This window comes from Bacillus sp. SIMBA_031 (assembly GCF_046535225.1).
Classification (GTDB): domain Bacteria; phylum Bacillota; class Bacilli; order Bacillales; family Bacillaceae; genus Bacillus; species Bacillus velezensis.
This window is the reverse complement of record NZ_JAWRXC010000004.1, coordinates 159,736-183,548: the sequence shown is the minus strand read 5'-3', so window position 1 is coordinate 183,548 and position 23,813 is coordinate 159,736. Positions and strand designations below refer to the sequence as shown.

Below are 23,813 nucleotides of genomic sequence, written 5' to 3'. Positions count from 1 at the left end.
TCATTTGTCAAGGTCGTTTTCTTATAAATGCTTATTCAAAAACTGTTTTATACGCTCAGGCTCTCTACTTTCGTTAGTTCTCAATCTGAGGATGGGTATTCCTGCTTTATCTAAAATTGTGTTTTTAATTCTATCTCGTCTCTTTTGATCTTTTGAGTGATGGTATGCAACACCATCTACCTCAATTACTCCAAGAGGTTCATTACCCATCTTATAGTGAAGAAGAAAATCAACTCTTGCCGCTGTTTTAATAAATTGTTTTTCGTCTTCATGTAGGTGACTTGTATCATTCACCAGATCTTTCAAACGATACTCTCTTTTAAAGTTGATTTTTTTAAATTTTTCTTCTGAAAGAATATCCCTAAGTAAGCTGGCTATAATTCTTTCTGTCTTGTATTTTGAATCACTTTTCCGAAGTTTATTTTCTCTTTCAATAAGTACTTCAGAGAATTCTTTATAAAGTAAGTCAAACACTGAAATTACTTTGCTTTCATGGTATAAACTCGATTCAGTATAGTATTCCATATACCTAATAAGTTCGGAAATTTCTTTGTTGCTTTTTTTAAATACTTCAACATCTGATACTAAAACAAAACGCTTTTTAGCTCGTGATATAGCAACATTTATTAAATTTGCGCTATCAACGAATTGAACATCATTCTTACTTCCTTTTTTATCAAGCACAGTAGAAAAAATAATACCATCGCATTCTCTTCCCTGGAATTTATGAACTGTATCTTTCAAAATCTCCTCAGGTAAACGCTGTTCGGCATGATTAATCTGTTCTCTATAAGGAGCAATAAAGCCTGTTTCATAAGATTCAGGAAACACAAGACTTTTAATCGCATCCTCATCAAGAGAATCTAATTCACGAATATTATGTTTCCCACCCTGAAACCGCATATGATTACCTTTAACAGTCTTAATGAGTACGATGGAAGGTTCATTATCACTTTTTTGTTTTGTCAAAGGAATAAGTTTCCCATCATAATATTGTTCATTACAAAATTTAATTATCATCGGCTCACAACGATAATGTTCTTTTAGAAGAGTAATCGGTATTCGATTCTTATATACTTTTATAATCGAATCAAGCATGCTATTTTTAATATAATTAAAGCATGATTCTATTTCAAATTGGGAAAGCTCGGCTGATGTATCGGGAATGTGGGGGAGCTGATTCCTATCTCCTACTATAACCACATTCTTAGCACACCCAAGAGCAAGTATCCCTGGCATTAATTCTAATTGCGAGGCTTCATCTATAATTAAGTAATCAAACAAAAAACCCGCAGGTATAGACTTTTGCAAAGAAAAAGCAGTACTCAATATAATGGGAAATTGATCTATAAACGATGAAAAATACTTAGACTTTTTGAAATTCCCCTGAGTATAATGCGTTTTTCTATCGAAATTCCCCTTTTTATTCAAATAACTCTTAAAAAGTTGTTTTGAGGTTAATTGAATTGTTTCCATTAAATCATTGAAGTTTTTCATTTCCAGAATGTCTTCGATTCTTTTTAATTCACTTTTTAATTCCTCAAGCTTCAGTCGATAAAAATGATATTGAAGCTGTGTAATGATTTTTTCTTTATGAGATTGATCTTTTATTTGTTTCGGGCTGTATAAGCCATAATAAAAAAGATATTTTGTTTGTTTAAACAATGTCATTCTATTCTTATGATTTAATGCCTCATCAACCAAAAAGTCGATGATCTTACTTTTCGTGAATTTGTAAAATGGTAGAAGTTTTGGTTGAACAGCTTCTAGTGATTCAAAATGTTTTGTATAATATTTCTGTTCCATTTCAAGATCTTTTATTTGCTGCTTTATGACTGCTTGTTTGTTTTGTAATTCAAGTAACTCTTTCATTGATCTAATATTGTTCCACAAAATTTGTTCCATTTCTACTTCAACATCCATATTAATTTCCCAGCTATTGAAGTCTTGGGGAAGCTTTGGAGGATTCTCAAAAAATTTCTTCTGATTCACCTGACTCCCTAATGATGCAAGAAAAAAACCTAGATCTGACTTCATTAATTTCTCACTGACATTTGCGACGGCAGAATTATTACTCGATACAATAGCAGCATTTTTTCCTTGCATCACAATGTTAGAAATAATATTTAGGATAGTTTGTGTCTTACCGGTTCCTGGCGGTCCTTCAATTACGCTAACCTGAGAAGAAAAAGCAGATTCAACCGCTTGAATTTGACTAAGATTCAAACCAAACGGATATATAAGCTTTTTTTCCTTATTGAAGGATTGACTAGTTTTTGTAAAATAAGCATGAAGAGCACTTTCTGTTCTTAGAGGAAGGTTATGAATTTGCCCTTCTAAAATAGCAGGTATACCATTAACTGTTCTATCCTTTACCCCAGCTATGAAAGAAAAATAATTTAACAGGTTTTTGAATTTAGTATTCTTCAGCCTTACTTTCTTAACCGCATCTTTTTTATAAATATATCTGTGCTTACCACCCCTGAAAGAAACAACCGCATATTTATCTCCATAAATAACAGAAGACTCAATGTTCTTACTAATCTCACCATTTAATTCAAAAACTTCATCTTCACTTAACGTAAGTTGTTCAAATGGATATACTTTGCAATAATCTAGCTTTTTGACTATTTTCGTTTTATCATTTAACACCATATGTATAATGAGGTCGCCATTTTGACTGTTCAATTTCCATGTTTTAATTTGTTCAGAGTATATTGCGTCTTCTATCTGAATGATTGTTCGTACCAATTGAGTACCCCCGTGTCCCAAAAATGTATGTTAATTTATGTTATAGTATACAAAATTAATGAGGTGTTTACAAAATAGTGCAAAAATAGAACCCTCTAGAAGCAGGAGGGTTCTAAAAAAGTTTCACTCCACTCCCCAAACAGCCTCCCCATCACCGCTCAGCACACTAAACGTCACAACTTCTTTCTCTCTCGCCGAGTCCCATTCTTTCAGGAAGACGCCGTCATAATTTGTGCCGTTCAGGTTGATTCGGGCTTTGCTGCTGTCCGTTATTGTCCAGGTTCCGGTCATTTCCCCGGAAATGGTGCCGTCGTTGTTAAGCCGGATGTTTTTTGGGGTTTTGATCGTAGCTGTGATGTCTTTTCCGTGCTGGATGAGTTTGTAGGTTCCGGATGCGGAGACCGCCGATATGTGTGAATCCGGTTCTCCCGCATAGCGGTATGGCGCTGCAACGGGCCATCCGTCTTTGTTCATGTACAGCCGATGCACTCTGACTTCATGCTCTTCTCCTCTGTTCGGGAAACGGGTGTGGAAAATGAGGTATGATCGTTTCGTTTTCCCGTCGTAAAACACGGAGTTGTGTCCCGGTGAGACGTAGCCCGTGCCTTTTTCAGATTGTGAGGCGAAGCTATAGCCGCCCATGAGTTTAACCCCGTACGGTTCAATTGCTTTGTCGTCGAAGAAACTGCCGTCTTTTCCTTTAGCATCAAGCATGTTATGACCTGCGGCGTCATAGTACGGACCGTCCGGATTTTTAGAGCGCGCCACACGCATATTGTAACCGCCGGCTGTGTCAAGTCCGCCGAATGACAGATACAGATAGTAATATTTCGTTTCCGGATTGTAGCTGATGTACGGGCCTTCGATTCTGCTGTGATTTCCGCCGAGCAGTTTTTTTCCGTAGCCTTGGTTAGGGAGCGGGAAACCGGTTTTCGGATTCATTTCCAGTATGAAAATTCCGCCGGAGTAAGAGCCGTACACCATCCAGAGCTTGCCTTTATGGTCAAAAAACGTTTGCGGATCTACGACGTTCGGGTGAACGTTTGCATGATACGTCGTGCCGTCTTCGCTTTTTCCTTCCATACCTGATTTCAAAAAGATGCCTTTGTTTTTGTAGGGTCCTTCGATTTTGTCACTCACGGCGACACCGAGAGCGGATCGCGGCGAGTCTCCTTTACAGGCGTTATAGTACATGTAATATTTTCCGTCAGACAGCTGGGCGACGTCCGGCGCCCACAGCGTATCAGACTGGGCCCAGTCGAATGTCTCTTTTAATTCGGTGTAGACGTTCGGGATCAGGGGATTATTGGGATTGACGCTTGAAGATATCTGCTGCCACTGCATCAGGTTTTTCGACTTGGCGGAAGCCAAATGCGAGCCGAATACATAATATGTATCTCCTGTTTTGATGACGGACGGATCATGCACGCTGACCTCTGAAAAAACCGAATGCTGGGCTTTTGCCTGCGGCAGAGTGAACCCGATGACCGCTGCTGAGACCAGGCACACACGAAAGAAACTGGTTTTCATTTTCTGAAATCTCCTCGCTCTCTTCTTTTCTTAAAACGCTTTCAAGACAACGCTCCATTTTATGATGCGGCTGGCGGAAATATGTGATCAACAGCGCCGGCTTCACGATGTACCGCTTTACTTCGATAGCAATCTGATTTGTGAAAGACTGGAAAAAAAGTTTTGACTTCTGATTCGCAAACACTTAATATAAAAAACAGTTACTAGTTATCAGAATATTTAAGAATTGAGTGAAGCATATATGACCTTACACAAAGACCGCCGCATCGGGCGATTGTCCGTCCTTCTTCTGCTTCATGAGACTGAAGAAAACCAGCAGATCAGCCGGCTGGAACGGGACGGCTGGAAAGTCTGTCTCGGCAGGGTGGGTTCAATGGATGCGCATAAGGTAGTAGCCGCAATTGAAACCGCTTCCAAAAAGAGCGGCGTCATTCAATCTGAGGGTTATCGCGAATCACATGCGCTGTATCATGCCACAATGGAAGCTTTGCACGGAGTGACGCGGGGCGAAATGCTGCTTGGCTCGCTGCTTCGTACCGTGGGCCTGAAGTTTGCCGTCTTGCGGGGAAATCCGTATGAAAGCGAGGCGGAAGGCGATTGGATCGCCGTTTCCCTTTACGGCACGATCGGAGCTCCGATTAAGGGGCTTGAGCACGAAACATTCGGAGTCGGAATTAATCACATATGAATCAGCCCATAGATTTCAGATGATAGGGGGCTATGCGTGAAATATCATTTTCATGGCATAGCTCCTTTTTGTATGGGCGCTTTACCAAAGTAAAGGAAAAGGGGTTGAAATGATGGTGACGTTAGACGGTTCCTCACTGACAACCGCAGATGCCCAGCGTGTGCTGTTTGATTTTGAAGAGGTTCAGGCATCTGCCGAAAGCATGGAACGTGTGAAAAAAAGCAGGGCGGCGGTTGAACGGATCGTTCAGGAAGAGAAGACCATTTACGGGATTACGACGGGATTCGGCAAGTTCAGCGATGTGCTGATTCAAAAAGAAGACGCCGCGGATCTGCAGCTGAATCTGATTCTTTCTCACGCGTGCGGCGTCGGTGATCCGTTTCCGGAGTCTGTATCGCGGGCCATGCTGCTTTTGCGAGCCAATGCCTTGCTGAAAGGCTTTTCCGGCGTGCGGACTGAGCTGATTGATCAACTGCTCGCGTATCTCAATCATCGCATTCACCCGGTCATCCCGCAGCAAGGGTCACTGGGGGCGAGCGGAGATTTGGCGCCGCTTTCTCATCTCGCACTGGCGCTTATCGGGCAAGGCGAAGTCTTTTACGAAGGGGCCCGGATGCCGACAGCTCATGCTTTAGAAAAGACAAACCTTCAGCCGGCCGTCCTGACCTCTAAGGAAGGGCTCGCGCTGATCAACGGAACGCAGGCCATGACCGCGATGGGGCTGATCGCTTACCTCGAAGCCGAAAAGCTGGCCTATCAGTCGGAAAGGATCGCGAGCTTAACGATCGAAGGCCTTCAGGGCATTATCGATGCGTTCGACGAGGACATTCATGCCGCCCGCGGATATCAGGAACAGATGGATGTCGCAGAGCGAATCCGCTATTACTTGTCAGACAGCAAGCTGACGACCATCCAAGGGGAGCTGCGTGTCCAGGACGCCTATTCGATCCGCTGTATTCCTCAAGTTCACGGCGCGTCATGGCAGACATTAGCGTATGTAAAAGAAAAATTAGAAATTGAGATGAATGCCGCGACAGATAACCCGCTCATTTTCGAAGACGGCGCCAAAATCATCTCAGGCGGAAACTTTCACGGACAGCCGATCGCCTTTGCCATGGATTTTCTCAAAGTGGCGGCGGCCGAACTTGCGAATATTTCTGAACGCCGGATCGAACGGCTTGTGAATCCGCAGCTGAATGACCTGCCGCCCTTTCTGAGCCCTCAGCCCGGCTTACAATCCGGAGCGATGATCATGCAATATGCGGCGGCCTCCCTCGTGTCAGAAAATAAAACCCTGGCCCATCCCGCCAGTGTCGATTCAATTCCTTCATCGGCAAACCAGGAGGATCACGTCAGCATGGGAACCATCGCCTCAAGACACGCCTACCAGATCATTGCGAATACGAGGCGGGTGCTTGCCGTTGAAGCTATTTGCGCGCTGCAGGCCGTGGAATACCGGGGTGCGGAACATTGCGCCTCGTACACAAAACAGCTCTATCACGAAATGAGAAACATCGTGCCGTCCATACAAGAAGACCGCGTGTTTTCTTATGACATCGAGCATCTGAGTGACTGGCTGAAGAAGGAGTCTTTTCTGCCGAATGAGCATCACCAAAAACTGATGACCAATGAAGGGGGACTTACAAGATGACTGATGTAAAGAAATCAATCCGCGCCGGCCGCGGCACCGAACTTGAATGCTTAGGATGGGAGCAGGAAGCCGTGCTCCGCATGCTCCGAAACAACCTTGACCCGGAGGTTGCCGAAAAGCCGGAGGATCTGATCGTATACGGCGGCATAGGCAAGGCCGCTCGAAACTGGGATGCTTTTCACGCGATTGAGCGTTCCCTCAAAACGTTAAAAGATGATGAAACACTGCTGATCCAATCCGGAAAACCGGTCGGACTGTTCCGCACGCACAGCCGCGCGCCCCGCGTCCTGCTGGCTAATTCGGTTCTCGTGCCGAAATGGGCGGATTGGGAGCATTTCCATGACCTTGAGAAAAAAGGACTGATGATGTACGGGCAGATGACGGCCGGCAGCTGGATTTATATCGGCTCACAAGGCATTTTGCAAGGCACCTATGAAACCTTTGCGGAGCTTGCGAGACAGCATTTCGGCGGCAGTCTGAAAGGAACCCTTACGCTGACGGCCGGTCTTGGCGGAATGGGAGGCGCCCAGCCGCTGTCCGTCACGATGAATGATGGCGTCGTCATCGCCGTTGAAGCGGATGAAACACGGATTGATAAACGGATGGAAACAAACTATTGCGACCGTAAAACCGCATCAATTGACGAAGCGCTGCGCTGGGCTGAAGCAGCCAGACAAGCCGGAGAACCTTTATCGATCGGTCTTCTCGGCAATGCGGCTGAGGTGCATCATGAGCTTTTGGACCGCGGCGTCCATATTGATATCGTGACCGATCAGACTTCCGCTCACGACCCGCTGATCGGCTATATTCCGGCAGGATACTCACTTGAAGAGGCCGACTGCCTGCGCCGGGATCAGCCCGATTTATACGTAAGGCTATCCAAGCAAAGTATGAAAAAGCATGTGGAAGCCATGCTCGCCTTCAAGAAAAAAGGGGCTATCGTCTTTGATTACGGCAACAATATCCGCCAGGCTGCCAAAGATGAGGGGCTCGTCGATGCTTTTGATTTCCCGGGATTCGTTCCCGCCTACATCCGGCCGTTATTTTGTGAAGGAAAAGGGCCGTTCCGCTGGGCTGCGCTGTCGGGCGATCCTGAAGATATATACCGCACGGACGCTTTATTAAAAGAGCTGTTTCCAGAAAATCAAGCCCTTCACCGCTGGATTGACATGGCACAGAAAAAAGTCACATTCCAAGGCCTGCCGTCCCGTATTTGCTGGCTCGGCTACGGTGAACGGGAAAAGATGGGGCTCGCCATCAATGAATTGGTCAGAAACGGCGAGCTGAAAGCCCCGATCGTCATCGGAAGAGACCATTTAGACTGCGGATCTGTCGCCTCTCCGAATCGGGAAACAGAAGCGATGAAAGACGGAAGCGACGCGGTCGGCGATTGGGCGGTGCTGAACGCGCTGATCAACACCGCCTCAGGCGCAAGCTGGGTTTCTTTTCACCACGGCGGGGGCGTCGGCATGGGATATTCCCTTCATGCGGGAATGGTCGCGGTCGCTGACGGCAGCATCCTTGCGGAACAACGGCTTTCCCGCGTTCTGACCAGCGATCCGGGAATGGGCATCATCCGCCATGCGGACGCAGGTTATGAAAAAGCGGCTCAAGTCGCCGAGGAACAAGACATTATGATACCGATGAAAAAGGAGCGGTAACATGCCGAAACAAATAGATACCATACTCACCAACATCGGCCAGCTGCTGACGATGGAATCCGGCGGCCCCCGATCAGGCGGAAGCATGCAGGATCTTCGTGTCACGGAAGATGCCGTCATCGGCATTCACGACGGGCGCATTGTTTTTGCCGGACATCAAGGAGCGGAGGAAGGATACGAGGCACGAGACATCATCGACTGCGGGGGACGGCTCGTCACCCCCGGCCTCGTCGATCCCCATACCCATCTTGTATTCGGAGGGTCCCGGGAAAAAGAACTGAATTTAAAAATTCAGGGCATGTCCTATTTGGATATTCTGGCGCAAGGCGGCGGTATTTTGTCAACGGTCAAAGACACGAAAGCCGCTTCCGAAGAAGAACTGATTGAAAAAGGGCTTTTCCACCTCGGACGCATGCTGTCATACGGCATCACGACCGCGGAAGTAAAAAGCGGGTACGGACTCGACAAAGACACGGAGCTGAAACAGCTGACCGCGGCGAAAAAACTGGGCGGGCGCCAGCCGGTCGACCTTGTCACGACCTTTATGGGGGCACACGCCATTCCGCCTGAGTACCGGAACAGCCCTGACGAATTTCTGAATCGCATGTTGCAGCTTTTGCCTGAAATAAAAGAAAAAGGCCTCGCGCAATTTGCCGATATTTTCACAGAAACAGGCGTCTTTACCGTCAGCCAGTCACGGGACTACCTGAAAAAGGCGGCTGAAGCTGGTTTCGGCCTGAAAATCCATGCTGATGAGATTGACCCGCTCGGCGGCGCGGAATTGGCGGCAGAGCTGCATGCTGTTTCTGCCGATCATTTGGTGGGGGCGTCTGACGAAGGCATCGAAAAGCTAGCGGCGTCCGGAACGATCGCCGTCCTGCTGCCGGGCACGACTTTCTATCTCGGCAAACACACTTATGCGAGAGCCCGGGAGATGATCGATGCGGGCGTACGGGTCAGTTTGGCGACTGACTTCAACCCTGGCAGCTCACCGACGGAAAATCTCCAGCTCATTATGTCGATTGCCGCGCTTCATTTAAAAATGACCGCAGAAGAAATCTGGCACGCTGTCACCGTTAATGCCGCGTATGCGATCGGAAAAGGCGAAGAGGCCGGACAAATCAAAGCCGGACGGGCGGCTGACATTGTCATTTGGGAAGCGCCGAATTACATGTATATCCCGTATCATTACGGCGTCAATCATGTCCGCCGTGTCATCAAGAACGGAAAGACGGTCGTTTCAAGGGAGGGAGCCGCTCTTGGATAAGTATCCGTTTCTGCAAAAAGCCGGCTCCCTCTTCAACGACCGCCATGTGACAAGGGTCGGCGATGTGACGGAAGCGTGGGCGGGACAAACGATCAAAGGGCCGGCTTTAATCGGCGCTCCGCTTTCTAAGTCGTCAATCAGCCATTCCGGCGCCTGCTTTGCCCCCGGTGCGATCCGCCGGGCGCTCGGCGGGATTTCCGCATATTCCGCAGAGCTGCGGGAGCATGTCATTGACCATCTGTACGATATCGGCGATATTCAGATTCACGTCACGGATGTCGTCACATCTCACGAACACATTTATCGGACCATTCATGACATTCTGACGGACCAGCCTGACTGGGTGCCCGTCATTCTCGGGGGCGACAACTCCATCAGTTATTCCACCATTAAAGCCATTGCGGAAGCGAAAGGAACAACAGCCGTCTTTCAATTCGACGCCCACCACGACGTCCGCAACACAGAAGACGGAGGACCGACAAACGGCACGCCATTCCGCCGGCTGTTAGATGAAAATATCATAAGCGGACAAAACCTGATTCAGCTTGGAATCAGGGAGTTCAGCAACAGCTTGGCATATGAACAATATGTAAAAGAGCGGCAGGCAGACGTGCATACAATGGAGATGATCCGGGAGAAAGGGCTCCTCCGAACGATACAAGAGGTCTTGCCGGCCGTTCAAAAAAGAGCCGACACCATTTTTATTTCGGTTGATATGGATGTGCTGGATCAAGCTCATGCGCCCGGCTGCCCCGCGATCGGCCCCGGAGGCCTGTATACCGAAGAACTGCTTCAGGCGGTCAGGTTTTTAGCCAGTGAGGCTGACATCTCGGGTATTGAGATCGTTGAGGTTGATCCGACACTTGATTTTCGCGATATGACAAGCCGGGCAGCCGCACACGTCATTTTACATGCATTAAAGGGATTTAAATTGTCACGTTAAAGTCAAATCCGGCACGCGTGCTCTCGGCTGCCGGAAGATTCTCACGCCACGCAAAAAGGGGGAGATCACGATGGATGTTGATCAAGGCGGCAATCAACTAAAGCGCACGATGAAAAGCAGGCACTTATTTATGATTTCATTGGGAGGGGTCATCGGCACGGGGCTGTTTTTGAGCACAGGGTATACATTGAGCCAGGCCGGGCCGGGCGGGACGATCGCCGCTTACCTGATCGGCGGCTTGATGATGTATCTTGTCATGCAGTGTCTCGGAGAATTGTCAGTAGCCATGCCTGTGACCGGTTCATTTCAAACGTATGCGACAACGTTTATCGGGCCGTCCACGGGTTTTATGGTCGGTATCATGTATTGGGTGAATTGGGTGGTGACGGTGGGATCGGAGTTTACAGCTTCCGGTATCCTCATGCAGCGCTGGTTTCCCCACAGCAGCGTCTGGATGTGGAGCGCGATTTTCGCGGCTCTCCTTTTTGCCGCCAATGCATTCTCCGTTAAATTGTTTGCAGAAACAGAGTTTTGGTTTTCCAGCGTCAAAATCGTTACCATCCTTTTATTTATCATCTTAGGCGGCGCCGCGATGTTCGGTTTGATTTCATTGCACGGTTCGGGTGAAGCTCCAATGCTGTCGAATTTCACCTCACACGGCGGGCTGTTTCCGAACGGCTTTCTTGCGGTTTTCATCGCGATGATTTCCGTAAGCTTCGCCTTTTCAGGGACGGAGCTGATCGGAATCACCGCGGGTGAAACCGCCAATCCGGCAAAAGATATTCCGCGTTCGATCCGAAATGTCGCCTGGAGAACGGTCATCTTTTTTATCGGCGCCATTTTTGTGCTGTCCGGACTGATCTCCTGGAAGGAAGCCGGTGTGATTGAAAGTCCGTTTGTCGCGGTCTTTTCCCAAATCGGTATCCCATACGCCGCAGATATCATGAACTTCGTGATTTTAACGGCTTTGCTTTCGGTCGCCAACTCCGGACTGTATGCTTCCACCCGGATGCTGTGGTCCCTTGCGAATGAAAACATGATCAGCGCCCGGTTCAAAAAAGTCACGCCGAAAGGCATTCCGCTGAATGCCCTGCTCGCCAGCATGGCCGTTTCCTGCATATCCTTGATCTCAAGCATCGCCGCCCCGGGCACGGTCTACGTGGTGCTCGTGGCAATAGCCGGATTTGCCGGCGTCGTGGTATGGATGAGCATCGCCCTGTCTCAGCTGTTATTTCGAAAACATTATGTGAAAAACGGCGGACGCGTCTCGGATCTGACCTTCCGCACACCGTTATACCCTCTCGTTCCGATCGCCGCTGTGATCTTATGTTTCGCTTCATGCGTAGGCCTTGCATTTGATCCCAATCAAAGAATCGCCCTCTTCTGCGGAATTCCTTGTATGATCCTGTGCTATCTCATTCGTTTTTTGAGAAAGAAACAGCCGAAACAATCCGTCCGTGACATTCATTTGGATAAAACCATGCCATAAAAAAGGCACATACTGATGAGGTATGTGCCTTTCTTCTCTTATTCCGTAATCAGCGTATGAATCAGCTTCGGCGCTTCCGCTTTTTCTGAGATGCGGATGTTGTCATAAACTTTGGCGGTCACGTCGTCAACGTTTTCGCGGTTGGCGTAAAGGGTGACGAGCGGCTCGCCTTTTTCGACGTTGTCACCGACTTTTTTGCGGAGCATAATGCCGACGGCAAGATCGATTTCGTCCTCTTTTGTCGCACGTCCCGCGCCCAACAGCATCGCTGCGACGCCGATTTCGTCGGCGACGATTTCTGAAACGACACCCGCTTCTTTCGCCGGAACGTCAATTTTGTACGCCGCCTGCGGAAGTTTGGACGGATCGTCAACAACGGAAGCGTCTCCTCCCTGATTGCTCAGGAACTCTTTGAACTTTTCAAGCGCTTTGCCGTTTTTCATGACTTCCTGAAGCTTTGTTCTCGCTTCTTCCAATGTCTCAGCTTTTTTCGCCAATACGACCATTTGGCTGCCGAGCGTGAGGACGAGTTCGTTTAAGTCTTCAGGCCCTTCCCCTCTTAACGTATCAATGGCTTCTTGTACTTCCAGAGCATTCCCGATCGCAAAACCGAGCGGCTGCGACATGTCAGAAATCACGGCCATCGTCTGGCGGCCGACGTTGTTTCCGATGCGGACCATTGCTTTGGCGAGGTTCACGGCGTCTTCATCCGTTTTCATAAACGCGCCGGCGCCCGTTTTGACGTCAAGCACGATGGCATCTGCTCCGGCGGCGATTTTTTTACTCATAATTGAGCTTGCGATCAGCGGGATAGAGTTCACCGTACCCGTTACATCACGCAGCGCATACAGCTTTTTATCGGCAGGCGTCAAATTGCCGCTTTGTCCGATGACGGCTACCTTGTCGCGATTCACAAGCTTGATGAATTCATCTTTTGACAATTCCACATGGAAGCCTTCGATCGCTTCCAGCTTATCAATGGTCCCCCCCGTATGGCCAAGACCGCGGCCGGACATTTTAGCGACAGGAACGCCGAGCGCCGCGACAAGCGGTGCGAGTACGAGAGTTGTCGTGTCGCCGACCCCGCCCGTAGAGTGCTTGTCGACCTTAATGCCTTCAATGGCGGAGAGATCAATCGTTTCCCCTGAATTCACCATCGCCATTGTCAGATCTGCGCGCTCCTGATCTGTCATATCCTGAAAGTAAATCGCCATAGCCAGTGCGCTTGCCTGATAATCAGGGATGCTTCCGTCCGTGTATCCTTTTACGAAAAATTGAATTTCTTCTGTTGTCAGTTCTTTTCCATTTTGTTTTTTTACAATAAGATCTACCATTCTCATGATCTATCACCTGTCCTTCATTTATGTTCAGTGAATCAATCCGACGATCGCCGCTGTCAAGAAGCTGACGAGCGTTGCGCCGTACAGCAGCTTCAGACCGAACCGCGCGACGACGTTTCCTTGTTTTTCATGCAGCCCTTTCACCGCACCGGTAATGATTCCGATAGAGGAGAAATTCGCGAATGAGACAAGGAATACAGATACCACTGCCTGTGTATGCGCACTGAAATGGAAATCGCCGGATGAGAGTGTCTGCATCGCCACAAATTCATTCGATACCATTTTCGTCGCCATAATGCTTCCGGCGCTCACCGCTTCATTCCACGGAATACCGGTTAAAAACGCAAACGGCGCGAATACATATCCGAGCAGCGCCTGGAATGTAATGCCGAAGACCGCGTTAAAAACGCCGTTGACCAGGGCAATGAGTGCGACAAATCCAATCAGCATCGCCGCTACGACGACGGCGACTCTGAATCCATCCATTATATACTCACCGAGCACTTCAAAAAAGGATTGCTTTTCTTCTTCAGGAACGACGATCAAATCCTCTTCTTTGCTGACGGTGTACGGGTTGATGATAGAAGCGATGATAAATCCGCCGAATAAGTTCAGCACAAGCGCCGTCACGACGTATTCAGGCTTCAGCATCATCATGTAAGAACCGACGATCGACATTGAGACCGTCGACATTGCGGACGCGCAAAGCGTATATAAGCGCTGTTCAGTAAGATAACCGAGCTGTTTTTTCAAACTGATAAAGACTTCTGATTGCCCTAAAATCGCGGATGCAACAGCGTTGTAAGATTCGATTTTCCCCATTCCGTTCACCTTGCTTAACGCAAGACCGATATACTTCGTGATGAAGGGAAGGACCTTCCAATGCTGCAGAATTCCGATTAAAGCGGATATAAAGACGATCGGCAGAAGCACGCTCATGAAGAACGTCGTCTGTTTCGCATTCACAAGCCCGCCGAATACAAAGTTAATCCCTTCTGATGCATATTCCAGCAAGTAGTTAAATCCTTTTGCAAAACCGCCGACAAGAAAATTCCCGATACCGGTGTTGAGGAGAATATAACCGAGAATCAGCTGCAGCACGAGCATGACGGCGATCGGCCGGATTCTGATTCTTTTTTTGCCGTTGCTGGCAAGCCAGGCAAGACCTAAAAACACAATGATTCCGATAATTCCGATGAGATACTTCATATGTGTTCTCCTTTTATTTGTATTCGCTTACAATTTTTTATGCATCAACAAAGAAAGGGGATGGCGGAAGCTTTCAGCTTCCGCACTGCTGATTAATAGTCGCTGCTGCCGCTGTCTCCGCCGCTCACGATAGAGACGCCCGCACTTGCGCCGATCCGGCTCGCGCCCGCAGCGATCATGCTGTCAACATCAGCTTTTGTTCTGATGCCGCCTGATGCTTTGACCCCGATGTCCGGTCCGACTGTTTTTCTCATAAGAGCGATGTCATCAGCCGTTGCCCCGCCTGTAGAAAAACCGGTAGACGTCTTGACGAAATCGGCGCCTGCTGATACCGCCAAGCGGCACGCACGCTCTTTTTCTTCATCTGTCAAAAGGCATGTTTCGATGATCACTTTGACGAGCGCTTTTTTATCAGCTGCTTCAACTACCGCGCGGATATCAGCTTCAACCGCTTCATCATCGCCGTCTTTTAATGCGCCGATATTGATGACCATGTCAACCTCAGTTGCCCCTTTTGAGATGGCATCCTTCGTTTCAAATGCTTTTGTTTCCGATGTCGTTGCGCCGAGAGGAAATCCGATAACGGTGCAAACGTCAACTCCCGTGCCTTTCAGTTCCTCAGCTGCGAGTTTGACCCAAGTCGGGTTTACACAAACGGAAGCGAATTTATATTCTTTTGCTTCATTTATCAGTTGTAAAATATCCGCTTTTTGTGTATGCGGTTTCAAAGCAGTATGGTCTATTTGACTTGCAATTGACATTGTATGCACTTCCTTTTTCCTAGGATACGTTTAGAATAACCGAATTTTGAACATATGTAAATTGGTAATTGAAATTATGTTCATGAATTGTCACAATTCTTGAATGAGTTTTTTGGCCGTATGCTGATCGGTAATCAAAACGTTGGCGTACTTTCCTTTCAGGGCACCGTGAATGGCCTTGGATTTTCTGCTGCTGCCCGCCACCAGAATCGAACGCTCTTTCATTTTCAAGTCGCTGAGCTCGACTCCGATCGTCCGGCCGTTAATGCTGCTGCTGCAAATCCTGCCTTCCGCGTCAAAAAAGCGCGAACAAATATCGCCGACCCCGTGCGCTTTCAGCAATTGTTTCTCTTCTTCCCGGAAATAACCGAGTCTGAAAAGCAGCGCCTCATCCCGGACGGTTCCGACCGTAAACAGGGCGATATTGGCTTGTCTGCCCATTTCAATGATCCGCTTAATATGTCTGTCCCGCTCGACCATCTGTTTCACATCGGCGCTGTCAAATATAACCGGCAGCGGCAAATACCTCGGCATCGTCTGAAATGCTTCGGCGAACAGCTGAATCGTTTCTGACGAATACGTATTGACATTGGAATGACTGATGCCGCCTTTCAGCTGCACGACTTCAACGCTCTTTACCTGCTTCGGCTCCATGCGGCTTGCGATCTGGTACATCGTCGTCCCCCAGCTTACGCCGAGTATATCGCCGTCCTTTACGGTTTTATGCATATAGTCTGCGCCATAGCGGCTTAAGTAATGTGTAATGGCCTGGTAATCGTCGCTTGGAGAAAAGACGACGTGTGCCTCAAGCAGCCCGTATTTTTCTTCCAGCTTCGCACCGAGTTCGTCCAGATCCTCAAACGGGTCCATGACGCGAATTTGCACATACCCTTTTTCCTTTGCGTACTGAAGCAGCCTTGAAACGGTGGGGCGTGACAGATTAAGCCGTTCGGCGATCTGCTGCTGGCTGTAATCTGATTGATAATATAGTTTTGCCGCTTCTATGCTGAGCTGCTGTTTTTCACGATCCATGTCGCGCCTCCCCTCTCCGCTTATCATATCACCAAAACACGCGGTAAAAAAGCACCCTCTGATGGGGTGCCTATTTTTTCAGCACAAGCTCCTGAATCGCATGCGCCACGCCGTGTTCGTTATTTGATTTCGTTTCAAAATCGGCAATCTCCCTTACTTCCGGGATGGCATTGGCCATTGCCACACCGCAGCCGGCCCACTGAATCATGGACATGTCGTTGCCGTTATCGCCGATTGCCATGACGTCTTTCTGCTCAATGCCGAGTTTTTCGGCCAGCAGCTTGACCGCGTTTCCTTTACTGACTTTCGGGTGAAGAATCTCATGGAAGAATGGCGCGCTTTTGACCATTGTGTATGTTTCCTTGAATGATTCCGGAATGGAAGCGATCGCTTTCTCCAGCTTGTCCGGATCGTCAATGAACATGACTTTCGGAATCAGAATATCCTTCGGCACTTCATCGATCGTGCGGAAATGAAGCGGCACTTTCGTAATGTATGATTCGTATACCGTGTATTCACTGATATCCCGGTTCGGCGTGTACAGATTGGCTGTGTCAAAGTAATGCATCGGGGTATCCAGCTGTAAGCTCAGCTCGTAAAGCGACTCCAAATCTTCAAAGCCTAATGACTGCTCGGCCACGACACCGTTTGTATACGTATTTTGGACGAGTGCGCCGTTATAGGCAATCACAAAGTCGCCTTCTTCCTGTAAATTCAGCTCTTCCAAATACCGACGCACGCCGCCGATCGGCCGGCCCGTGCACAGGACGATATTGACCCCTTCCGCTTTGGCGGCATCAAGCGCCCCGCGGACTTCAGCCGTCACTTCATGATGATCGTTTAATAGTGTTCCGTCCATATCTATTGCGATTAACTTGTACATCCTGCATCTCCTTTGTATCCTTTTCTACTTATGCTTTCATCATATCGTTTTTTCGTTTCAATGAAAAATCAAACGGACAAGTTTCTCCGCCTTCTCTTCGTATACCGGGCCTGCCTCCGGATGCGGGGCCGTCTTTTCCTCTTGTCAGCTTGTTCGCCGCCGTCATCTGTTTTCTGCTTCAAGAGCATCAGCCCCGCCGCAAAGAAAGGGACGGCCGCTATGTCCAGAAGGGCAAGCTTTATTCCCATCGCTGCGGGAAAGTATGCCCATAATGAACGGCTGTTCCGCCTGATCATGATATAAGAAACGATTTCCAGCAGGATAAACAGAGCGTTCACCCACAAGTAAATGAGCATCGCCGCAAACAGAAACAGCAGGAGCGTATTCCGCAGCGTGCCGGAAAACAGAAGAGCGCGCATCATATCAAAGAATGAAAAAGACTGCATGCTGCCGTTGACGACATTGGGATTGTAAATGGTAAAACGCCCGAACTGATCAAAAAGCATAAAAAATAACCATAACAGTGAAAACCATTGAATGATATGTACGATGACACCCGTCAAAACGAGTCTGTCGGCAGCCTTATTTCTCATGTGCATCCTCCCCGCCGGTTTTTATTCTTGTCATTGTTTTTGTTTCTCCGTATATCTTCCAAATGAGCGTACCGTTTTTTCCTCTTTTCAACGTGCTTTTGACGGGGTGCGGATGGCCGAGGTATTCAATCTCGATCGTTCCGTCCGTGTTTTGTGAGATCACCTTGTACACATCCGAGGGCATGGGAACCTCGCCGCGGCCTTTAATGACCTGCTTTGTCAGCACGCTGTCTTTCGTAAACGTGACGGTTTCAGATCTGACCCCGTCCATCGGTCCCGGTTTCAGCCCCGCATCCCATGTCCCGTAATAAAAAGGAGGTTCGTCTGCTTTCTTTTGCGAGCAGCCTGTTATCATGACGCATCCGAAAACAAGAACCGTCATGATGAAAATCCGTATGTTCCGCAACATGATCACCTTCCTTTGAAGCTTTTTTTACGTCTGTAAGTTAGGCGGATGCCGTGGCACTGTGCAATTGACTACATAGTGTATAAAGACTTCACTAGATAAGGAGAATGATGAATGAACCCATATCAGTACTACACCCCATCTGCCTATTTCCCTCAGCAGCAGGAATACGAAGTGAGCCGCGTTGAGTATGAGCCGTATCAGCAGCAGGAAAGCTATTATTATGCGCCCCCTCAGTCCGAAGAGCGGCAGCCGACAGGTTTAGAACGGAGAGTTGCCCAGCTTGAAAGACAAAACGCCCAGCAAACGAGAGAGCTCACCCGCCTCTCACAAGAAGACCAGCGCCAAAACCGGGAAATCACGCGTATGAATGAGCAGATCAGACGGCTGAGCCAGTCCATTGAAATCCATACCCGCCGCTTAAACCGTTTGAATCAGCGCCTGCGCGCAGTCGAAAACAGACTCAATATTCCTTTTCACGCTACAGAAGGCGGCTTCTGAGAAAAAGGGCCGGAATACAAAGCTCGACAGGCCATCCCGAGCCTTGTATTCCGCTCTGTACATAACAGGTAAATAATTGAATCCCATTCTTGCATGAATGCCTCTCCTATTCTTTCACATGATAAATGTGTAAAATCAATCACTTCAGGAGGTCTTCATGATGTATCAAAACCAATACAGCGGAAATCAGCTGCAGCAATGCCGCCAAACAGCACAGCAGCTTATTCAGCAGACACAGCAAAGCAGTCAGCAGTACAAGCAAATGCTCCAGCAGGAACAGCAAAACATTCAAATGCTTCAGCAGATGCTTAACCATGAACAGCATGCCGTTCATACCATTCAGCAAGCGCTTCAGGGGCATGAACTGGCCATTCAGAAATGCCAGCAAATCGTGAATGTGTGCAATCAGCTTCAGCAGGAAGTAAGCGGGCACATGCCTGCACCGATGGCGAACGCTAATGTTTCTTCATTCCCGCAAACACAGCATCACACACCGTTTCAGCAGCATTCATACCAGCAATAGGCCGGTCATGCAAATGACAAAGCGCGAGATACCGGCTTTGTCATTTGTTTTTATCTCTGTTTTGTCAGATCAATGCGATGAGCGGGTTTTCCGCCGAATTTTGCTTCAGCCTCATGCCTTACCGCTTCAAACGCTCTTGCTTCGACGTTTTGTTTAAACACATCAAGCTGTATTAAATAAGCCGCCCGCACTTTCAGCCCGTGGATGATGGAGATGACCCATAATGGCAGCACGATATACACGCCCGGCGTGCTCGGCAGCACAAAAGCAATTGCTAAAATAATAAAATAGATAAGTCCGTATTTCAGCCATTTTTTGTTCTTGGCCCGGTAGCCGATATAGAAAAAGGCCAAGAAAGCGGTCAGCGCAAACGGCGCAAAAGTCAGCAGCAGCCACCAGCTGTGCAGCACTTCCCACCAAGTCCCTCTTTTCGTAATCAACATTCATTCCTCCTCCTTTACTACTATAACATGGATAATCAAGGAAGGTTTTCTATAAAAAGCATAGACGGAATGTCGTCTTCCTGCTATATTAATAATGATAATCATTATCACTGAAATAGGGGGATCATTATGAAGAAACAATCATGGCTGATCGGCCTGGCACTTCTGCTTGTTTTCGCATTAAGCGCTTGCAGCGGCGCGAAGGAAAACAACGGATCGGCATCAGGCAAAGGAAAGACAGACATGCGTACATATGAATCAACAAAAGGAAATATTGACATACCCGCACATCCGAAACGGATCGTCACTGACTTTTATGCGGGTGAGCTGCTGTCCGTTGACGCAAATGTCGTCGGGGCGGGCTCATGGACTTTCAAAAATCCGTTTATCAAAAAACAGCTGAAAAACATTACTGACATCGGCAATCCCGTCAATGTGGAGAAAGTGATGCAGCTTAAGCCTGATTTAATCGTGCTGATGAAGGAAGACCAATACGAGAAACTATCAAAAATCGCGCCGACGATTGTCATTCCTTTTAACACCGCAAAGAATACGAAAGATACGGTCAGCCTATTCGGCGACATTGCCGGGGCGAAGGATAAAGCCAAAAGCTTTATGGCAGACTTCAACAAAAAAGCCGAAGCGAATCAAAAGCGCCTCAAAAACGTGATCGGCAAAGACGAGACAGTCGGCCTTTATGAAACGACGGATAAAGGCGAAATCTGGGTTTTCAATGACAATTCCGGCCGCGGCGGCCAAGCCGTTTATAACGCGCTCGGATTGAAAGCGCCGGCCAAAATTGAAAAAGACATCATGAAAACGGGCGCCATGAAACAGGTTTCCCAAGAGGTCATCCCTCAATATGCGGCTGATTATATGTTCATTACCGATTACAATCTGAATGGAAAAAGCAAAACATTTGAGCGTCTGAAAGATTCATCCGTTTGGAAAAATCTCGATGCCGTAAAACACAATCGTGTCTTTATCAACGATTTCAACACCTTCTATCCGTATGACCCGATTGCCGTCAGCAAACAGATGGATATTATCACCGACATGCTGATCAAACGGGCTGAAGAAAATAAAAAATAAAAAAAGCGGCACAGTCATGACACTGTGCCGTTTTTCATGTTCACTTTAATTTTGACTGTACGGAGCCCGGCATATCTTCAAATCTGACTTCTTCCCAGGTCTCGACATACTTTCCTTTCGCCTTCACCTTCAAATACGCGTTCTTTCGAAGGTCTTTCCCGGCGAAAAAGGTCACTTCTTCTTTTTTCCCGGATGCGTTATATCCGTCTAATGTATACTCAGTACCGCCCGGGCTAAGATGTTTGCCATCTCGATCAATCTGTACATAAACATCTTGCTGGTGAATAAACGGATTAAATCTGTCTGTAACATCGTTATGAAAAAAGAGAAGTCCGTATATGACGGCAGCGGCCGCCAAGACGGCCAGGATTGCCAATGCTTTTTTCATCTGTGCACTCCCCTTACTTGTTCATTTTTTTCAAATAGCTTGTCCGCACCGCGAGGAAGAACAGAAGCTGAAAGATGAAAAATCCTCCGATGGTCAGACTGAGCGGCCCCGCTACATCGGAATAGCCTTCCACGGCTAATGTTCTCAAAGCGAACAGCGTATGCATGACGGCAATGACAAATGGAAAGAAGAAAAGAATCGCCAATTGTATCGTCACGCTTTGTGCCATTTCACGCTCACTCAGGCCGATTTTAGCCAGTGAACGGTAGCGCTCCCGGTCCTCATCTACATCGGTGAACAGCCTGAAATATAAGAAACTTGCTGCCGCGACAAAGAATACAATTGCGATAAACAGGCCGATAAATAAACTCAGGCTCGGCAGCTGCACCGTATCATAGTACGTCCCGGCTTTTGCCATAAAATCAGAATGCACGTCGATATAGTTGCCGTAAATCTCATTTTTCAAGGATTGGCTGATCCCAAGACTGTCTTTCCAATGATCATAGCTGTAGCCGTATAATGACGCTTTCTCACCGAGTGATTTGAGCTGATCAAAGGTTTGATCGTTCACCGCGATGATGGCATTCAATGAGATCAGCGGTTTTTTGACTTCTTTTACCGACAGTTTTTGGCCGGACGGCTTGCCTTTTTGGTTCAGCAGCTTCAGCTGATCCGGCGCTTCGTTTTTGAAATTGCGGTCATACGTGCCCGGGAAATAGACAGCCTCATCATGTTTCAGGCCGTTTAGATTAACATGGAAGTACTTCGCCGCCTCCGATTCGCTGATCATGTAAACAGGCGGAACAGTATCCCCTTCCTGATAGCGGACATAGGAAACATTTATTTTGTCTTTCTTATACGTAAAGCCGTGTGTTTTCAGTTCATGGTCAATATCTTTCAAATGAGTCTGTTCTTTTGGATTATTGCTGAAAGATACATACTCCATCTCATAGGCGGACTCTTCCGCCCCGACGGTCGATTTGTACATCGCGAGCACGCCTGTCGCAGTAAACGCTACCGCGGAAATAATGCTGACGATAAAGAACAGGCGGGCGTTGTCTTTTAAACGATAGACAAGGTCAGAAACCCAAATGACATTTTTCCCGCGCAGATAAAAGGTTTTCCACTTCTTCAGCGCGCGCAGAATCCAGATGCTGCTTTGGCTGAAAAAGAAATACGTGCCGATGACGGTAAGCAGTAAAATGATAAACGGTTTAGTCCCGTGGACATTGCCTTTTAAAACCATGCCGTACCCGCCGCACAGGCAGGCGATGCCGAATATAGACAGAAGCACGGACGGCTTCGGCTCCGGCTTGATCTTGTCAGTGCCCTTTATTAATTTGATCACCGTATTTGATCTGACAAAAAGGATCGTGAACTGCGATAAAAGGAAAAATAAGAGCAGAAATCCGCCGGCCGTAATGCCGAGCGCTTTCCAAGGCATGTACAGAGGCAGCGCGTCCATTTCTAAAATATAAGCGCCGACCGTAAAGAACGTTTTCGAAAAAATGAAGCCTCCGATAATCCCCGCTGCGATCGACATGACGCCGATGATCATATTTTCCGCCGTAATGAGCTTTCTCAGCTGCACCGGCGTAATACCCTGCATCAGCAGGATGCCGAATTCTTTATTTCTCGATTTCAAAAATGCGTTAACCGAATACAAAACAAATAAGAAAGAAAAAACAAAGATCATCCATTCCGCGGCGGTTAAGCCTTTTCTGGCGATGTTATTCAGGTAGCCTTCCTTTAGTGCCGGATGAAACAGGAACATCGCAAAGGTAAAGAAAATCAAAACGGAAAAAGCGCTGCTTAAAAAGAAAGCAAGATAGGCCCTTTTGTTTCTCGTGACGTTTTTATAAGCGAACTGAAGAAAGGTCATTTGCGTTTCCCCCCAGCATAGACAGCACATCAAGAATCTGCTCATAAAAGACTTGGCGGTTTTCCCCGCGGTAAATCTCATTAAACAGTTCGCCGTCTTTTATAAAGATGACGCGGCGGCAGTAGCTTGCCGCAACCGGATCGTGGGTCACCATCAAAGCCGTGATATGATCATCCTGGTTCAGGCTCTGCATCGTTTCCATGACGTCTTTTGACGCTTTGGAATCAAGGTTTCCCGTCGGTTCATCGGCCAGAATGAGTGACGGCTTATGAATGACCGCCCTTGCGATGGCGGCCCGCTGGCGCTGTCCGCCGGATACTTCAAACGTCCGTTTGTTGAGCAGGTCTTCAATTCCGAGCTTTGCCGCGATGCCGTGCAGTTTTTCTTCCATGACAGACGGCGCTTCTTTTTCAAGCGTTAACGGCAGCATGATATTTTCACCGACGGTCAGTGTGTCCAGAAGGTTGAAATCCTGAAACACAAATCCGAGCTGCTTGCGGCGGAAATGAGCGAGCTTTGTCCGCTTCAGCCGGTGCGGGTTTTCTCCGTGAATCAGGATATCGCCTGAATCCGGCCGGTCGATCGTTGAAATGATATTCAAAAGCGTTGTTTTTCCGGAGCCGGACGGTCCCATCACTGCCGTGAACCCGCCTTCTTCTATTGAAAATGAAATTTGCTTTAAGGCTTGATAAGATACTTGTCCTTTATAGGTTTTATTTATATGTTTGACTTCAAGCATATTCGCCATGAGAATCCTCCTTATGGTTTTATTCTTGTTGA

Annotated in this window: 22 protein-coding genes; 9 read left to right on the top strand and 13 right to left on the bottom strand. The window is 47.7% G+C overall.

Going from position 1 to position 23,813, the window contains the following annotated elements:
* Nucleotides 1-21 precede the first annotated feature (21 nt).
* Together SB724_RS13620 and abnB are read right to left on the bottom strand one after the other, a co-directional pair.
* Nucleotides 22-2,751, bottom strand: coding sequence for an AAA domain-containing protein (locus SB724_RS13620; protein WP_410571528.1), 2,730 nt, complete (start codon nucleotides 2,749-2,751; stop codon nucleotides 22-24).
* 123 nt (nucleotides 2,752-2,874) lie between these two features.
* Nucleotides 2,875-4,281 (bottom strand): arabinan endo-1,5-alpha-L-arabinosidase AbnB, encoded by a 1,407-nt coding sequence (abnB, locus tag SB724_RS13615; protein WP_410571526.1) that lies wholly within the window; start codon nucleotides 4,279-4,281, stop codon nucleotides 2,875-2,877.
* Nucleotides 4,282-4,522: 241 nt separating this feature from the next.
* Between abnB and hutP the strand changes: the two genes are divergently transcribed.
* From hutP to SB724_RS13585, 6 genes are all read left to right on the top strand, one after another.
* Nucleotides 4,523-4,969, top strand: coding sequence for a histidine utilization transcription antiterminator HutP (hutP, locus tag SB724_RS13610; protein WP_004393292.1), 447 nt, complete (start codon nucleotides 4,523-4,525; stop codon nucleotides 4,967-4,969).
* A gap of 112 nt (nucleotides 4,970-5,081) precedes the next feature.
* Nucleotides 5,082-6,620 (top strand): histidine ammonia-lyase, encoded by a 1,539-nt coding sequence (gene hutH / locus SB724_RS13605; protein ID WP_410571523.1) that lies wholly within the window; start codon nucleotides 5,082-5,084, stop codon nucleotides 6,618-6,620.
* Nucleotides 6,617-8,281 carry a urocanate hydratase gene (gene hutU / locus SB724_RS13600; protein WP_410571521.1) on the top strand — a complete coding sequence of 555 codons (1,665 nt, stop codon included), beginning with the start codon at nucleotides 6,617-6,619 and terminating at the stop codon, nucleotides 8,279-8,281. The genes hutH and hutU overlap by 4 nt, the downstream gene beginning before the upstream one ends.
* Nucleotide 8,282: 1 nt before the next feature.
* Nucleotides 8,283-9,548 carry an imidazolonepropionase gene (hutI, locus tag SB724_RS13595; RefSeq protein WP_410571519.1) on the top strand — a complete coding sequence of 422 codons (1,266 nt, stop codon included), beginning with the start codon at nucleotides 8,283-8,285 and terminating at the stop codon, nucleotides 9,546-9,548.
* Nucleotides 9,541-10,491 carry a formimidoylglutamase gene (gene hutG, locus SB724_RS13590; protein ID WP_410571517.1) on the top strand — a complete coding sequence of 317 codons (951 nt, stop codon included), beginning with the start codon at nucleotides 9,541-9,543 and terminating at the stop codon, nucleotides 10,489-10,491. The genes hutI and hutG overlap by 8 nt, the downstream gene beginning before the upstream one ends.
* A 70-nt stretch (nucleotides 10,492-10,561) precedes the next feature.
* Nucleotides 10,562-11,980: an amino acid permease gene (locus tag SB724_RS13585; RefSeq protein ID WP_007407815.1), complete on the top strand. Its 1,419-nt coding sequence runs from the start codon at nucleotides 10,562-10,564 to the stop codon at nucleotides 11,978-11,980.
* A gap of 38 nt (nucleotides 11,981-12,018) precedes the next feature.
* Here SB724_RS13585 and SB724_RS13580 read toward each other — a convergent pair whose 3' ends face one another.
* The 7 genes from SB724_RS13580 to SB724_RS13550 all read right to left on the bottom strand — a co-directional run bounded on the left by SB724_RS13580 (nucleotide 12,019) and on the right by SB724_RS13550 (nucleotide 18,207).
* Nucleotides 12,019-13,320, bottom strand: coding sequence for a pyrimidine-nucleoside phosphorylase (locus SB724_RS13580; protein ID WP_007614811.1), 1,302 nt, complete (start codon nucleotides 13,318-13,320; stop codon nucleotides 12,019-12,021).
* Between the two features lie 27 nt (nucleotides 13,321-13,347).
* Complete coding sequence (locus SB724_RS13575) at nucleotides 13,348-14,529, bottom strand: NupC/NupG family nucleoside CNT transporter (protein ID WP_004393280.1); 1,182 nt, start codon at nucleotides 14,527-14,529, stop codon at nucleotides 13,348-13,350.
* A gap of 92 nt (nucleotides 14,530-14,621) precedes the next feature.
* A complete protein-coding gene (gene deoC, locus SB724_RS13570; RefSeq protein WP_410571515.1) occupies nucleotides 14,622-15,290 on the bottom strand; it encodes a deoxyribose-phosphate aldolase in 669 nt (222 codons plus the stop codon).
* Nucleotides 15,291-15,380: 90 nt separating this feature from the next.
* Nucleotides 15,381-16,322 carry a DNA-binding transcriptional repressor DeoR gene (gene deoR / locus SB724_RS13565; protein ID WP_410571513.1) on the bottom strand — a complete coding sequence of 314 codons (942 nt, stop codon included), beginning with the start codon at nucleotides 16,320-16,322 and terminating at the stop codon, nucleotides 15,381-15,383.
* A gap of 70 nt (nucleotides 16,323-16,392) precedes the next feature.
* A complete protein-coding gene (gene yidA / locus SB724_RS13560) occupies nucleotides 16,393-17,205 on the bottom strand; it encodes a sugar-phosphatase (RefSeq protein WP_326155495.1) in 813 nt (270 codons plus the stop codon).
* A 68-nt stretch (nucleotides 17,206-17,273) separates the two neighbouring features.
* Nucleotides 17,274-17,798, bottom strand: coding sequence for a hypothetical protein (locus SB724_RS13555; protein WP_038460439.1), 525 nt, complete (start codon nucleotides 17,796-17,798; stop codon nucleotides 17,274-17,276).
* Complete coding sequence (locus SB724_RS13550; RefSeq protein WP_038464446.1) at nucleotides 17,788-18,207, bottom strand: lipocalin family protein; 420 nt, start codon at nucleotides 18,205-18,207, stop codon at nucleotides 17,788-17,790. Before SB724_RS13550 ends, SB724_RS13555 begins: the two co-directional genes overlap by 11 nt.
* Nucleotides 18,208-18,318: 111 nt before the next feature.
* Between SB724_RS13550 and SB724_RS13545 the strand changes: the two genes are divergently transcribed.
* Both SB724_RS13545 and SB724_RS13540 read left to right on the top strand, forming a co-directional pair.
* A complete protein-coding gene (locus SB724_RS13545; RefSeq protein WP_061861682.1) occupies nucleotides 18,319-18,705 on the top strand; it encodes a hypothetical protein in 387 nt (128 codons plus the stop codon).
* A gap of 160 nt (nucleotides 18,706-18,865) precedes the next feature.
* Nucleotides 18,866-19,228: a hypothetical protein gene (locus tag SB724_RS13540; protein ID WP_004393264.1), complete on the top strand. Its 363-nt coding sequence runs from the start codon at nucleotides 18,866-18,868 to the stop codon at nucleotides 19,226-19,228.
* 50 nt (nucleotides 19,229-19,278) lie between these two features.
* Here the strand turns inward: SB724_RS13540 and SB724_RS13535 are convergent, their stop codons facing one another.
* Nucleotides 19,279-19,671 carry a hypothetical protein gene (locus tag SB724_RS13535; protein WP_007407824.1) on the bottom strand — a complete coding sequence of 131 codons (393 nt, stop codon included), beginning with the start codon at nucleotides 19,669-19,671 and terminating at the stop codon, nucleotides 19,279-19,281.
* Nucleotides 19,672-19,800: 129 nt separating this feature from the next.
* Between SB724_RS13535 and SB724_RS13530 the strand changes: the two genes are divergently transcribed.
* Nucleotides 19,801-20,763 (top strand): iron-hydroxamate ABC transporter substrate-binding protein, encoded by a 963-nt coding sequence (locus SB724_RS13530; RefSeq protein ID WP_410571510.1) that lies wholly within the window; start codon nucleotides 19,801-19,803, stop codon nucleotides 20,761-20,763.
* A 40-nt stretch (nucleotides 20,764-20,803) separates the two neighbouring features.
* Here the strand turns inward: SB724_RS13530 and SB724_RS13525 are convergent, their stop codons facing one another.
* The 3 genes from SB724_RS13525 to yxdL are packed head-to-tail and all read right to left on the bottom strand — an operon-like array spanning nucleotide 20,804 to nucleotide 23,781.
* On the bottom strand, nucleotides 20,804-21,151 hold the full coding sequence (locus SB724_RS13525) for a YxeA family protein (RefSeq protein WP_004393256.1): 348 nt from the start codon (nucleotides 21,149-21,151) through the stop codon (nucleotides 20,804-20,806).
* A 13-nt stretch (nucleotides 21,152-21,164) separates the two neighbouring features.
* Nucleotides 21,165-23,033: an ABC transporter permease YxdM gene (gene yxdM, locus SB724_RS13520; protein WP_410571507.1), complete on the bottom strand. Its 1,869-nt coding sequence runs from the start codon at nucleotides 23,031-23,033 to the stop codon at nucleotides 21,165-21,167.
* Nucleotides 23,008-23,781, bottom strand: a complete 774-nt coding sequence (gene yxdL, locus SB724_RS13515) for an ABC transporter ATP-binding protein YxdL (RefSeq protein WP_410571505.1) — start codon at nucleotides 23,779-23,781, stop codon at nucleotides 23,008-23,010. Before yxdL ends, yxdM begins: the two co-directional genes overlap by 26 nt.
* Between the last annotated feature and the right edge of the window lie 32 nt (nucleotides 23,782-23,813).

Excerpts from the sequence above, each read along its gene's own strand:
- abnB (WP_410571526.1), bottom strand. The coding sequence starts at position 4,281 with ATGAAAACCAGTTTCTTTCGTGTGTGCCTGGTCTCAGCAGCGGTCATC.
- hutP (WP_004393292.1), top strand. The coding sequence starts at position 4,523 with ATGACCTTACACAAAGACCGCCGCATCGGGCGATTGTCCGTCCTTCTT.
- hutH (WP_410571523.1), top strand. The coding sequence starts at position 5,082 with ATGGTGACGTTAGACGGTTCCTCACTGACAACCGCAGATGCCCAGCGT.
- hutU (WP_410571521.1), top strand. The coding sequence starts at position 6,617 with ATGACTGATGTAAAGAAATCAATCCGCGCCGGCCGCGGCACCGAACTT.
- hutI (WP_410571519.1), top strand. The coding sequence starts at position 8,283 with ATGCCGAAACAAATAGATACCATACTCACCAACATCGGCCAGCTGCTG.
- SB724_RS13585 (WP_007407815.1), top strand. The coding sequence starts at position 10,562 with ATGGATGTTGATCAAGGCGGCAATCAACTAAAGCGCACGATGAAAAGC.
- SB724_RS13580 (WP_007614811.1), bottom strand. The coding sequence starts at position 13,320 with ATGAGAATGGTAGATCTTATTGTAAAAAAACAAAATGGAAAAGAACTG.
- SB724_RS13575 (WP_004393280.1), bottom strand. The coding sequence starts at position 14,529 with ATGAAGTATCTCATCGGAATTATCGGAATCATTGTGTTTTTAGGTCTT.
- deoC (WP_410571515.1), bottom strand. The coding sequence starts at position 15,290 with ATGTCAATTGCAAGTCAAATAGACCATACTGCTTTGAAACCGCATACA.
- deoR (WP_410571513.1), bottom strand. The coding sequence starts at position 16,322 with ATGGATCGTGAAAAACAGCAGCTCAGCATAGAAGCGGCAAAACTATAT.
- yidA (WP_326155495.1), bottom strand. The coding sequence starts at position 17,205 with ATGTACAAGTTAATCGCAATAGATATGGACGGAACACTATTAAACGAT.
- SB724_RS13555 (WP_038460439.1), bottom strand. The coding sequence starts at position 17,798 with ATGAGAAATAAGGCTGCCGACAGACTCGTTTTGACGGGTGTCATCGTA.
- SB724_RS13550 (WP_038464446.1), bottom strand. The coding sequence starts at position 18,207 with ATGTTGCGGAACATACGGATTTTCATCATGACGGTTCTTGTTTTCGGA.
- SB724_RS13545 (WP_061861682.1), top strand. The coding sequence starts at position 18,319 with ATGAACCCATATCAGTACTACACCCCATCTGCCTATTTCCCTCAGCAG.
- SB724_RS13540 (WP_004393264.1), top strand. The coding sequence starts at position 18,866 with ATGTATCAAAACCAATACAGCGGAAATCAGCTGCAGCAATGCCGCCAA.
- SB724_RS13535 (WP_007407824.1), bottom strand. The coding sequence starts at position 19,671 with ATGTTGATTACGAAAAGAGGGACTTGGTGGGAAGTGCTGCACAGCTGG.
- SB724_RS13530 (WP_410571510.1), top strand. The coding sequence starts at position 19,801 with ATGAAGAAACAATCATGGCTGATCGGCCTGGCACTTCTGCTTGTTTTC.
- SB724_RS13525 (WP_004393256.1), bottom strand. The coding sequence starts at position 21,151 with ATGAAAAAAGCATTGGCAATCCTGGCCGTCTTGGCGGCCGCTGCCGTC.
- yxdM (WP_410571507.1), bottom strand. The coding sequence starts at position 23,033 with ATGACCTTTCTTCAGTTCGCTTATAAAAACGTCACGAGAAACAAAAGG.
- yxdL (WP_410571505.1), bottom strand. The coding sequence starts at position 23,781 with ATGGCGAATATGCTTGAAGTCAAACATATAAATAAAACCTATAAAGGA.